This is a genomic window from Flavobacterium sp. GNP011, from assembly GCF_056428925.1.
On sequence record NZ_JBWJVJ010000001.1, the window covers coordinates 223,356 to 236,706 of the forward strand.

Annotated in this window: 11 protein-coding genes; 8 read left to right on the forward strand and 3 right to left on the reverse strand. The window is 33.3% G+C overall.

From position 1 onward, the window contains the following. Positions 1-24: 24 nt before the first annotated feature. On the forward strand, positions 25-483 hold the full coding sequence (locus AC061E_RS00990; protein ID WP_478284595.1) for a DinB family protein: 459 nt from the start codon (positions 25-27) through the stop codon (positions 481-483). 281 nt (positions 484-764) lie between these two features. Here AC061E_RS00990 and AC061E_RS00995 read toward each other — a convergent pair whose 3' ends face one another. Further along, positions 765-1,220 (reverse strand): hypothetical protein, encoded by a 456-nt coding sequence (locus AC061E_RS00995; protein ID WP_478284596.1) that lies wholly within the window; start codon positions 1,218-1,220, stop codon positions 765-767. A 103-nt stretch (positions 1,221-1,323) separates the two neighbouring features. After that, a complete protein-coding gene (locus AC061E_RS01000) occupies positions 1,324-2,067 on the reverse strand; it encodes a DUF3298 and DUF4163 domain-containing protein (protein ID WP_478284597.1) in 744 nt (247 codons plus the stop codon). Between the two features lie 101 nt (positions 2,068-2,168). On the opposite strand from AC061E_RS01000, the gene AC061E_RS01005 reads away from it, so the two are divergent. Further along, complete coding sequence (locus AC061E_RS01005) at positions 2,169-3,314, forward strand: cystathionine gamma-synthase (protein WP_144890282.1); 1,146 nt, start codon at positions 2,169-2,171, stop codon at positions 3,312-3,314. Between the two features lie 68 nt (positions 3,315-3,382). On the opposite strand, the gene AC061E_RS01010 is transcribed toward AC061E_RS01005, so the two are convergent. Beyond that, a complete protein-coding gene (locus tag AC061E_RS01010) occupies positions 3,383-4,186 on the reverse strand; it encodes a THC0290_0291 family protein (protein ID WP_478284598.1) in 804 nt (267 codons plus the stop codon). 277 nt (positions 4,187-4,463) lie between these two features. Between AC061E_RS01010 and gdhA the strand changes: the two genes are divergently transcribed. The 6 genes from gdhA (at position 4,464) to AC061E_RS01040 (ending at position 13,139) form a co-directional block, all read left to right on the forward strand. After that, positions 4,464-5,807 carry an NADP-specific glutamate dehydrogenase gene (gdhA, locus tag AC061E_RS01015; protein ID WP_158730330.1) on the forward strand — a complete coding sequence of 448 codons (1,344 nt, stop codon included), beginning with the start codon at positions 4,464-4,466 and terminating at the stop codon, positions 5,805-5,807. A gap of 117 nt (positions 5,808-5,924) precedes the next feature. Next, complete coding sequence (gene porZ / locus AC061E_RS01020) at positions 5,925-8,213, forward strand: type IX secretion system anionic LPS delivery protein PorZ (protein WP_478284599.1); 2,289 nt, start codon at positions 5,925-5,927, stop codon at positions 8,211-8,213. Positions 8,214-8,267: 54 nt separating this feature from the next. Then, the gene (gene recO, locus AC061E_RS01025; RefSeq protein WP_086455024.1) at positions 8,268-8,981 is read left to right on the forward strand and encodes a DNA repair protein RecO; all 714 of its coding nucleotides are present in this window, start codon (positions 8,268-8,270) and stop codon (positions 8,979-8,981) included. Positions 8,982-9,299: 318 nt separating this feature from the next. After that, positions 9,300-10,436: a helix-turn-helix domain-containing protein gene (locus AC061E_RS01030; protein ID WP_478284600.1), complete on the forward strand. Its 1,137-nt coding sequence runs from the start codon at positions 9,300-9,302 to the stop codon at positions 10,434-10,436. Between the two features lie 140 nt (positions 10,437-10,576). Then, positions 10,577-11,632 (forward strand): serine hydrolase domain-containing protein, encoded by a 1,056-nt coding sequence (locus AC061E_RS01035; protein ID WP_478284601.1) that lies wholly within the window; start codon positions 10,577-10,579, stop codon positions 11,630-11,632. Between the two features lie 409 nt (positions 11,633-12,041). After that, the gene (locus AC061E_RS01040; RefSeq protein WP_478284602.1) at positions 12,042-13,139 is read left to right on the forward strand and encodes a hypothetical protein; all 1,098 of its coding nucleotides are present in this window, start codon (positions 12,042-12,044) and stop codon (positions 13,137-13,139) included. Positions 13,140-13,351 lie beyond the last annotated feature (212 nt).

The window sequence follows — 13,351 nt, forward strand, 5'->3', positions numbered from 1 at the left end:
ATTTTTATAGAAAAAATAAAAATCATGAAGCAATTATTTGATGTAGCTACAACCAGTAGAAAAATGATGTCGAAATTCTTAGATAGCTATTCGCTGGATCAATTGAATGCCATACCGCAGGGATGCAGCAATAATTTAATCTGGAACATTGGGCACATTGTTGTCTCACAACAACTGCTAGTATACAAACTTTCGGGTTTACCTATGTTAGTTTCAGAGGAATTGGTGGAGAAGTATAAAAAAGGAACCCGCCCAGAAGTTGATGTTACACAAGCCGAAGTAGACGAAATGAAGGCCTTATTGTTTGCAACTATAGCGCAAACTCAACTGGATTATGAGCAGAAAAAGTTTGTTACTTACATGGAGTACACCACCTCTACCGGTGATCACGTCCTGCAAAATGCCGAAGATGCCATGGCTTTCAGTAATTTCCATGAAGGCTTACATATAGGCAATATGCTCATCATTCGAAAGTTTATTTAGGAGCTATATCCCGCCATTCGTTTCATCTCTGGCCCAAAACCCTTTTTTTCTAAGGCATAAAAGGAGCTTCCTGCGGTCGCTCTTTTCTACCAAGAAAAAATAGGGTTTTGGGCCAGAGGATTTTCACTGCTGTCGGGGCTAGGGGGACTTTTCTTTTGAGATGTAACGTTCTAAAAAAGGTAATGCCTTAGTGTGAGTTCAAAACTTTGTTTTCGATAAAAAAGATAATATTTGATCTAAATGTGATATCGATTACCTTTTTAATTAATATTTATCTTGATTTAATCAGTGTATTTTATTTCACTATATTGTCTAAAATACAATTGAGTTCCGATGGTAAGTACAGTTATACTAGCTAACCAAATGAAGTACCCTAATTCTACGGATAAAATTTTACCAGAAGTTCCGCTTTCTGAAGCTAGAACTGAATTCCAAGAATAAAATGATATAGCTAAAATCAAAGCTGTAAAATTAAATTTTGAGGCTAGATTTTTGTCCATAATTAAACAAAAAATAGATATTAAGCATAAAGGATTAGCCAACCAGATTAACCATTCTAAAGTGCCACCTCCCAAAATTGCAAGGCTCCCTGTTACAAAGCACGATAAAGAAGACATCATTTTTACACCTTGGTATTCATACGAGAATGCATCGAAAGTGAGGGAGGCTGAAAATATTGACAAACTCAATGTGATTAATAGTACCTTGAAGATGTTTTTATTTATATTTTTCTTCACTTTTTATTGATTTATAATTTGAAATACAAAGTTTTGAATAACTTTTCAAAATGTATAAAGCTTTAAATTTTATAGCGCAACAATTATCTTAGATTTAAAACAACTATTTAATCTCTAAATAATAATTTATATCAGTGTATGCCAACAATAATTCTTTTGGGCCATCGGCATAGGATGCAGCTTCGTAGGAGTTGTAATAAAGCAGTAATCCTTTGTCTGTGTAAAAAATATTTTGAGGAAGCGCAAATTTATCCTCTTCAAACATCAGTCCTGTAGCGTTTATCGATGCTGTACTTGGGATTTTGTATTTGGCTCTAAATTTCTTTTCGGCGAAAGCCATAAAAGCAGCTTTATCCTTAAAAATAGCTTCGTTTGTAATGGTCTTGCCTGTTGATGGGTCAAACAATAAAGAGCGCAAACCTTGATAGCCATGAGCACCTCCCGTATAGGTGTAATGATTGATTTCTAGATTCAAAATTCCTTCTGATTGATACCTTACTTTCCCCGTTATAGTAGCCTCCCAACCAATAGTTTCGCTAGGAAAATCTTTGTGTAATTTCTCGTAGGAGTCAATGAAAGCAGTAGTTAAATCTTTATAATTTGTTGCGGCATATGGCTTTTCACCAAAGTAAACAATCTCTTTTAAAACCGAAAACACTTTTTTGTTAATACTATCGGCTTCCACAGAATTGTCCTGTGCAACTGGAATTTTGATACTGATTTGTGGGCAGTTTTCTTGGCAAGCAATCTTCGATTTTTTTTCGAAAGAAACAGAAGTAAAGTGAAGCTCCTTTGTACAACTAGTTAAAAAAAGGAATAGTACTCCAAAAACGAAATAAGGTTTCATTTGTAAATTGTTAATTATATACAAAGGTATCAACTTGTAGCTTGGTTAAAATAAATTAAAGGGTAAATTTGTGAAACATTTAGGTAATAAAATCAAACGATATGAAATTCAATACAAAGGTAATCCACGGTGGGCAACACCATGATCCAAGTACAGGAGCAGTTATGCCGCCAGTATATCAAACATCAACATTTGTACAAACCAGCCCAGGGCAGCCATTAAATCCAGACTATGAATACAGTAGGGCTGCAAATCCTACCAGAAGCGCTCTTGAAAACGCTTTGGCAAGTATTGAGAACGGAACTCGTGGATTGGCTTTTTCATCAGGATTAGCGGCTACAGATTGTGTGTTGCGATCTTTCAAAGCAGGAGACGAAATCATTGCTATGGATGATTTATATGGAGGAACGTACCGCATGTTTACGCGTATTTATAAAGATTCAGGAATAAAATTCCATTTTGTGGACATGAATGACTTGGAAAAATTCAAGTCGTTGATCAATGAAAACACGAAGATGGTTTGGGTAGAAACGCCCACAAACCCTTTAATGAAGCTAGCCGATATTCAAGAAATTGCAAAAATCACGAAGGAAAACAACATTCTTTTTGCTGTTGATAATACTTTTGCAACGCCATATTTGCAAAAACCATTAGACTTAGGAGCTGATATTGTAATGCATTCTGCTACAAAATATTTAGGAGGACACTCTGATGTGATTGCGGGAGCTTTGATTGTAAAAGATGAAGCACTGGGAGCACAATTGCATTTTCAACAATTTGCTACTGGCGCTACACTTGGACCCATGGATAGTTTTTTAGTACTTAGAGGAATAAAAACGTTACACTTACGCGTACAAAGACATTGTGAAAATGGAGCTAAGGTGGTTGAGTTTTTAAACAATCATCCAAAAGTAAAAACAGTATATTATCCTGGATTACCGAGTCATCCATATCATGAAATTGCCAAAAAACAAATGAGTGGTTTTGGCGGAATGGTATCTTTTACATTTGTATCGGGTAAAAAAGAGGATGCAATTGACTTTCTAGAAAAAGTTAAGGTATTTACTTTGGCCGAATCTCTTGGTGGCGTTGAGTCTTTAGCCAATCATCCAGCGTTAATGACACACGCATCCATTCCTGAAGATAAACGTAAGGAAATTGGAATTACGGATGATTTGGTTCGTTTGAGCGTAGGTATCGAGGATGCAGATGATTTAATCGAAGATTTAAAACAAGCATTGGCCTAATAAAACAAACCCCAAAACAGAAAAGAATGTTTTGGGGTTTGTTTTTACACAAATAATGGTTTGACTGATTAATCTAAATAATGAATGTACCCTACATTAAACCAAACTAGCCAGTCATTAGCTTTATTTTCTTTATAAATTTCTGGGTTGGGATTAAGCCCATCTACCCAGTTAGAGAAATAATATTGAAAACGTAAATCAACCATCAAATCACCAGAATCGGTTAATTTATATCGAGATCCAACACTTGATACAACAGACAAAACAGTACCCTGCTCAGATGAAAACCCGTAAGCACGCCCTTCTGATGGGGTGAGGTATTTAGGAAAAGTAGTAGCAGCATTTCCTAGCGGACCAACAGATGATTTAGCTTTCGTATTATAGTAACTAAATTGACCACCTAAAGTTATAAATGGAGCAAAACCTCCTGTTACTGCTGTAAAGTCTCTTATGTTCCAAGGATAAAATTCAAGTTGCATACCAAGATTTGTTACTGCGGTACTTCCGGTCATGGCACGTAATTGTTGGGCTCCAAGTGAATTTTTACTTGGGTCAACATATTCGCCAAAATGTTGCAAATTGGTTTTATTAAATGATAATTCAGTTCTTAATTTAAAGTGTTGGTTAAAATAAGTTCTAGAAGTGTAATTGTAGTACTTGTCATAGGTGAAATTCAAGTAATGAACTAAGCCAATACCAAATCCTGTGTTTCCTGCATTGGTAGATAGATCGTATCGTTCTCCATAATCAGACTGGAAAGCAACTGGGCCTACAATTATTCCAACTTCGTGCGAAAAACCGTCGAATTGAGCATTTGAATAATTAGAAAATCCAAAAATAACTCCCAAAAAAAGTATTATTTGTCTGATCATTAGTGTGTATTGTTTTCAAAACTATACAAATATATAAAAACCTCGCTCATTTTAGAAAGGAAAAGCAAATTAAAAATAAACACTTAATTTCTTATTTACTTACGAAAGTGGTAATCAATAGCATTATTTGCATTCATCTTAAATACAATTGTTTGAAATTGCTTAATAAATAGATAATTCTAAGCATAAAATAAAAAAACTAAGACCGTATATTTTTATAAAATGTATCTTTGTAAATTATAACGAAATCGTTTTCTTAATTAATTACTTATATTCTATGTTACTAAAAATAAATGATTTTATGGCTCAAGTTGAGGCCAAGAATCCAAATGAACCTGAATTTATTCAAGCTGTTAGGGAATTTGCTGAAACAGTCATTCCATTTATTGCAGAACAAAAAAAATACGACGGTAAAAACTTATTACTTAGAATTACTGAGCCTGAGCGTTCTATCATTTTTAGAGTTCCTTGGGTTGATGATAAAGGAGAAATTCAAGTAAACAGAGGTTTTAGAATTCAAATGAACTCTGCCATTGGTCCATACAAAGGAGGAATTCGTTTTCATCATACTGTAAATTTATCAGTGCTTAAGTTTTTAGCATTCGAACAAGTTTTTAAAAACAGTTTGACTACATTACCTATGGGTGGTGGAAAAGGAGGTTCTGATTTTGATCCACAAGGAAAATCAGATGCTGAAGTAATGCGTTTTTGCCAATCGTTTATGACAGAATTGTGCAGACACATTGGGCCACAATTAGACGTTCCAGCTGGTGATATTGGTGTAGGTGCTAGAGAAATAGGGTATTTATTTGGTCAATATAAAAGAATCAGAAATGAGTTTACTGGTGTTTTAACTGGTAAAGGATTAGCATACGGTGGATCTTTGATTAGACCAGAAGCTACTGGTTACGGTGTGGTATATTTTGCGGAGCAAATGTTAAACACTATCGGACAAAACATCAAAGGAAAAAGAGTTTCTATTTCTGGATTTGGAAATGTAGCTTGGGGTGTTGCCTTAAAGGTAAATGATCTAGGTGGAAAAGTAGTTACTATTTCTGGTCCTGATGGATATATCTATGATGAAGAAGGAATTTCAGGAGATAAAATTGACTTCATGCTTGAAATGAGAGCAAGAGGTGATAACAGAGCTGAAGCGTATTTAGAAAAATATCCAAATGCTGAATTCCACAAAGGAAAAAGTGTATGGGAAGTGAAAGTGGATGTTGCAATTCCATGTGCTACTCAAAATGAGTTGAACGAAGAAGATGCAAAAAAATTAATTGCAAACGGAGTAATGTGTGTAACCGAAGCTGCAAACATGCCATGTACCCTTGAAGCTATAAAAGAATTCTTGAAAGCTAAAGTACTTTTTGCACCTGGAAAAGCTGCAAATGCTGGAGGAGTAGCTGCTTCAGGACTTGAAATGACACAAAACTCTATCCGTTTAAACTGGACTAGTGAAGAGGTTGATTCAAGACTTAAAGAAATCATGGTTGGAATTCACAATCAGTGTAAGCAATATGGTACAGATGAAGAAGGATATGTAAACTACGTAAAAGGAGCAAACATAGCTGGATTTGTAAAAGTTGCCGATGCAATGCTAGCACAAGGCGTGGTATAATACACTGCTTAAATTATAATAAACCTTCTATCGTGTATGCGGTAGAAGGTTTTTTTATGTAACAAATAGCCTTAACTTTCGTTTGTTTATATTTGTAAATCAATAGTGCTACATTAGATGAAAAATTTTTTTTCGCTTATTTTACTTTTTACAGGGATGTTTTTGGGTTTTGCCCAAAGCGACTTATCCTGGCAAGGGTATTTTTCATATTCTGAAATTAAAGATGTTTCTCAGTCTGCAAATGCGGTATTTGCAGCTTCAGAAAACGCTTTGTTCTCTAAAAATTCACTCACAAATATAATAAAAACAACTACTACGGTTGATGGCCTTTCGGGAGAAACCATATCAACATTATACCATAGCACAGCGCTCAATAAGACTGTTTTAGGTTATGAAAACGGACTTATTATAGTGATCAATGAGCAGGACGGAAGTATGTCGAGAATAGTAGACATTATCAATAAGAAACTGTCTCCTACTATAAAAAAAATCAATCATTTCTTAGAACATCAAGGAATACTTTACGTCTCTTGTGATTTTGGGATTGTACAGTTTAACTTATCAACCATGCAATTTGGAGACACGTATTTCATTGGCGACGGCGGAACAGAAATGAAAGTGCACCAAATGGCACTTTTTAATGGATATTTTTATGCTGCTACTTCCAGCGGGATTAGAAGAGCCTTAGCCATAAACCCAAATTTAATAGATTATAATCAGTGGGAAACACTAACATCAGCCTCTTGGATAGGAGTTACAACGCTTAATCAAGAATTGTATGCTGTCAATGCTACAGGAGCAATCCAAAAGTATAATGCAGTTACAAATACTTTTGTGCTATTTTCACAATTGCCACAGCCAGCAATAGATATGAGAGTTGGAGCAGGTATTATGGTTGTGAGTACTCCAAGCACACTATATTTTTATAACAGTCAAATGATTTTGCTTCGGGAACTAAACGCCAATCAGATTCCTGAGACCAACATCACCTTTACGTGCGCTACCGTAATTGGTGATACGGTTTATATTGGTACACAAGAAAATGGATTATTTACAACCGCTCTTAATGGATCATCCGTATTTGAAAACAGTACACCCTCAGGACCATTAAGAAATAATATTTTCGCTTTGGATCTCACGCCTTCTGTGCTTTGGGCAGTGTACGGAGAATTTGCAGGGGATTACAATCCATTTCCGTTGGATAGCTATGGCATAAGTAAATATGATAAGGAAGGCTGGCTAAATATTCCTTATGAATCGGTATTAGGAGCGCAAACTATAGGTAAAGTGATTGTGAACCCAATAAACGAAAATCAAGTGTATGCGAGTTCTTTTTTTTCAGGGCTTCTCAAAATTGAGAATGATGTTCCAACTATTTTATTCAATCAAACCAACAGCGGATTAGAGTCGCTTACTTTTGGAGGAACTAATAATGTTGATATACGAATCAATGCAACGGCATTTGACAAGTCGGGGAATTTATGGGTAACCAATAGTAGAATTAAAAACGGGCTTAAAGTTTTGCGTACCAATGGGCAATGGCAAAGCTATGCCATGGATAAAATTCTAGATGTGCCCGAAGAGAATAATTATGGTGCCATTGTAATAGATAAAAACGGTACAAAATGGCTGGCTACAAGTGAAGACGGTGTGGTAGGATTCAATGAAAACGGAACCACTTTTAAAAAAATGACAGTGGGTGCCGATACGGGTAATTTACCCATTTCAAACGTAAGAACTGTAGCTATAGATACTAGAAACCAACTCTGGATAGGAACATCAAAAGGGTTGAGGGTTTTGAATAGCGTGAATAATTTCCTGTCAGATACGCCCTTAAAAGCAAATCCTATTATTATCATTGATGACAACCTGCCTCAAGAATTGTTGTTTGAGCAATTTATCACATCCATTGTTGTAGATGGCGCTAATAATAAGTGGATAGGAACCGCTGATGCGGGACTTTTTCTTGTATCACCAAACGGTCAGGAAACCAGATACCATTTTACAACAAGCAATTCTCCGCTACCCAGCAACACTATTAATGACATTGATATTAATGGGATAACTGGCGAAGTATTTATTGCCACCAGTAAAGGTATGATATCATTCAAAGGCGTTTCTACCACTGCAAATGAAGATTTAAGTAAGGTTTATGTGTATCCTAATCCTGTTCGGCCAGATTTTCAAGGAACTGTAAAAATTGCAGGATTATTAGACAAAGCAAATGTAAAAATTACCGATGTAGGCGGAAACTTAGTATATGAAACTACCTCCGAAGGTGGAACAATAGAATGGGACACAACCGCTTTTGGGAAATACAAGGTCGCATCTGGAGTTTATATGATTTTTATTTCGGCACAAGATGGTGTTGAAACTACCATTAAAAAAGTAATGATAATTAGATAATTTAGAGAGATGAATTTTTCAATCTTTACATTTTTCAATCTTTAAATTAAAATTGTGCAAGTCAAAACCAAAGCTATTGTTCTTTCTTCATTAAAATTTCAAGAGAAAAGCTTGATCGTAAAATGTTTTACACTTTCGCACGGTTTAAAATCATATTTTGTTCGGGATGCTTTTTCGAGTCGGAAAGCAAGTCAAAAAAAGGCTTATTTTCAGCCTTTGACCATTCTTGAAATTGAGGCCGTTCATAAAAACAAAGGCACTTTAGAAAATTTTAAAGAGATAAAAATCAGCTCGGCTTTTCATTCCATACACTCCGATATTTATAAGAGCACCATGGTGATGTTCATTTCAGAAATGCTGCACCATTCCATTCACGAAGAGGAAGAAAACGAACCCCTTTTTACATTTTTAGAAACCGCATTACACTGGTTAGACAACCACGATGAAATAGCTAATTTCCATCTAATTTTGTTATTAGAAACCACCAAATATCTCGGTTTTTACCCCGATACTTCGGATATGGACATGGCTTTTTTTGAAATGACCGAAGGTATTTTCACACCCTTTCACGCCATCAGTTCACTCACGGAGCACGAAAGTAATTTGTTTAAAAAACTGATTGATTTAAAATTCGACAACAATCAAAAAATCTTCCATGTCATAGAACGCCAAATCCTTCTAAAAATACTGATTGATTACTACAGTTTCCATTTAGACGGTTTCAAAAAACCAAAATCACTCGATGTTTTAAAAGAGGTTTTCTCCTAAAATCTTGGGCGTGCCCCTACGTAAAAACTCCGGGTCAGGCTGTCCGCTGTATCTTTTATTCCGTAAACTCCATAAAAGGATGCCGCTTCCATCCTTCACGCAAAACACATGATAAATTGTACAAAAGCAAAAAATTGCAGCTCATTTTGTACTATTTGTTTGTATATTAGCGCAAAGAAATGCCGCTGTTAGCAAGTTAAAGCAGTTGTTTTTGATTTAAATTTGAAATAGAGTTTCGTGTATTTGTGAGTTACCTGCAAGCTTAAAAAAAATGTGGAGAATTCAAGAAACAAACAATGAAAAATAAAAAAAAGGTTAATGGATAAAATTAATTTATTGGTTACAATCTCTCTAATAACAATGTTCATTTCATTATTTCTAGCATTATTTTTGGTTACAGTCAAAACAGAACATAAATTAAGTAATCGTCTTTTTGCCTTTTTTTTGTTTTTAACTGCAATTGACATGATTGGAAATATAAACTCTTTGTTTTATATCTCGTTGAATGTTAGAGTTTTTATAAGTTCATTTTTTTTCTTACAACTTCCCACTTTTTATTTATATGTCTTATCCGTTTGCTATTCTGATTTTAAGCTCAAGCAAAAACATTTAATTCATAGTGTTGCTTTTTTAATAGCAAATTTAATATTATTACCCCACTTTTATACTGTCGATTTGCCTTCAAAAATTCGTTTGCTCGAAAAAAGTAGTAGTATACCAGAAATACAGTTTAATCATATTTTAATGCACATTCAAATGCTGTTATACATCGTTGCAGCTTTTATGATATTGAGAAAAGCAAGGAAAATTTATCTTGAAAATTATGCAGGAGCAAGTATCGAATCGCTTAATTGGTTATTTCAATTTACCTTGGCATTGTCAGTCTTTTACTTCATTGCGCTAGTAAAAAACATATTTAAGTTTACAGTGTATCTTAACATCTCCGAAGGGTTAAAAATTGGACTTCTGGTATTTGAATTCTTCATCATTTTTTGGTATTTATATAAAGCATTAAATAATCCCAGTTTATTCCGGAATATTGATTCAAAATTAAAACTTGTTGCTGATATTATCTCGGAAGAGAAAAAAATCGAACCGGAAACTTTAAACGAAGATCTTTTGAGATTAAAGAACTATATGGCTGATGAAAAGCCATTTCTTGATCCTGCTTTGACGATTCAGGATATTTCAAATTCTTTAGATATTCCAGTTCGTGAATTATCAGTTTTAATTAATCATCAGTTGGGTCAGCATTTTTATGATTTTGTGAACACTTACCGGATCGAAAATACAATTGAAATTTTGAAAGATTCATCAAAAAATAAAGTCACAGTTCTTGAGATTTTGTATGAAGTTGGTTTTAATTCTAAATCTTCTTTTAATACTGCTTTTAAAAAACACACAGGAAATACACCAACTTATTATCGTAAAATACTACAAAACAACTACTTGTAATTACTCGTACTTTTTACTTTAACTATTCGTACCAATTTTTTTTCAGAAATGTGGTCGAGTACATCCATTCGGTCGCATACGTTTCAATTCTTCCACAAATTTGTATCGAAATAATTTATTAACACAAAATAAACGATACAATGAGAACTTCATTAAAAATTTTAGCAGCGCTTTTAGTAAGCAACTTTTCTTTTGGACAAGACATTTCTAAAAAGATTGATTCTATAATAAGTGCGAATTATCAAAAAAATCCTGACGTTAGCATTAGCGTTGGTTTCGTTAGCAATAATGTAGAATATTTTACAGCGTATGGTAATTTGAGTAAGGATAGTCAGACTAAAGTAGACAAAAATACGCTATTCGAAATTGCCTCTATTACTAAAATCTTAACTTCAAATTTAATTGCACAGGCAGTTATTGAGAATAAAATCGAATTAGAAGATTACATTGATAACTATCTTCCGAAAGCCTATGTTTTAAATAAAAATCTCAAAAACAAAATCAAAATTTCTGACTTGGCTTCTCATCAATCTGGTTTGCCTGATATTGATTTTGCAAGGTTAATTGAGATTGATCCGCAACAGCCAGTAAGTAGCATAACGGAAGAAACATTGACTACAATAATCAATAATTGTACAGAGTTAAAAGATTATGGTAAGTACCGTTACTCTACCATTGGCTATACTTTACTGGGACTAATTCTAGAAAAAGTGTATGGCAAAAGTTATGATAAAATTATCAAAAGCAACATAATAAATCCATTAAAAATGACTAATACCTTAACTATAAACTTCGATGTGAAAAACAAAGTTGTTGGTTACAACCCTGATGGAGGTGCTCAAGAATTATTTAATTGGAATATCACTGCACCATCAGGATTAATAAAATCTACTGCTTTTGATATGGTTAAATACCTCAAAGCGGTCTTAAATAATGAAACGGCAATTGGTAAAGCCGCTATGATTACAGAAGAAATCTTCTATAAAGATGAAAAAAGAGAATTAGGTTTAGGTACAAACATAATGACCGATGATAAAAATACACGTTATCAAAAATCTGGTGATTTAATGGGGCAATCTTCACTAATATGCTACAATAGAGCCAAAAATTGGGGGATTATTATATTGCTAAACCAAAGAAACTCAGAAATCAGAAATAAACTATTGAAAGAAATTTATAACACCATTTTGAAATAAATAAAAAGCAAGCAGGTAACAGCGGTTTTGCGAGATTGTGAAATAGTTGGTAAAATTCACGTTTATCTATCTCAAGAAATTTTATCTTAGCAGAAAAATCTTGGGCATGCCCCTTCGTAAAACTTCGGGTCAGGCAGTCCACTGTATCTTTTATTCCGCAAACTCCATAAAAGGATGCCGCTTCCATCCTTCACGCAAAACCACATGAGAAACGATACAAAAACAAAAACCTTGTAGCTCATTTTGTACTATTTGTTTGTATATTAGCGGAAAGAAATGCTGTTGCTTGCAAGATAAAGCAACTTGTTTTGGGTGTAAGTTCGCGATAGTGTTACGTGTATTTATGAGTTACCAGCAATTTTGCCCAAAAAAATAACGTAAAAAAATAACGTAAAAAAATAATCGAAAAATGAAGAAAAAATTATCCATTGTATTTGCATTAACATTTAGCATTTGTACATTTTCTCAAAGTATTTATCTAACTAAAAGAAATTATAGTTCAAGTCCAACAATTTTAAGTTTACAAAAAATAAATCAATCGAGCGGAAATGTAATTGACAATTTCAATTTCACTACGACTTTCACGAATAGTTTTGGAAACAATGTAAAAGATCTAACTTTTAATAGTCAAACAAATGAAATATTTGGAATGGCTGGAAATACAATCGTAAAATATAATATTACAACTGGTGCAGAAACATCTTTTAATTTGCCAATAGTTCAATATGTTGATTACAGAGATTTAATTATTGCTGAGAATAAATTATATGTTACAAAAAGAGATTACAGCAGTTTGAACGTTTCAACATACATTCATTCATTACAAGAATTGAATCAAACAAATGGAAATGTAATAAGTAATTATAATTTTACGACTTCTTTTCCAAGTAGTTATTCACCAGAAAGTTTAACATTTAATGTTATAACGAAAGAAATATTTGGAATATCTGGAAACATAATTGTAAAATATAATATTGAAACCGGAATTGAATCGGGTTTTACATTGCCAGTAGTTCAATTTACGGATTATAATGATTTGATTATTGGAAATAACAGATTATTTATTACGAAACGTGATTATACAAATTCTTCGAATTATATTCATTCTCTACAAGAAATTAATCAAACAAACGGTAACCTAATAAATAACTATAATTTTACTACAAATTATCCAAATAACTATTCGCCTGAAAGTTTAAACTATGATAAAATAACAAATGAAATTTGGGGCATTTCAGGAAATATCTTAACTAAATATAATATCAATAGCGGAATTGAAAATTCTATTGTTTTGCCAATTGCTACTTCTAATGATTATGGAGAAATCGTTTCCATTAATTCTGAAAATACTTTGAGTTTATCGGAATATAATATTGATAACTATAAAAGTAAAGCTGTAAAAGCTTATAATTTGTTAGGACAAGAAATTTCAATTGAAACATATAATCAAATTATAATAGTGAAATTTGAAAATGGAAAAAGCAAGAAAATATATAACCAAAAATAAAAACTGCTGGTAACAGCGGTCTGAAAAAATTGGGGTTTTGGTCTTGACTTTACACATTGTTTTGTACTTTTTTTGTCAGTGATTAATCAAAGTTTAGGCTAACCAAATCCCCAACTTCTGCAAGCCACGAAACGTTATAGCATATGATACAAAAAAAAACTTCAGAAAAATGAATAATGAATATTTTATTAGATAAGCAGAAGGAATCATTG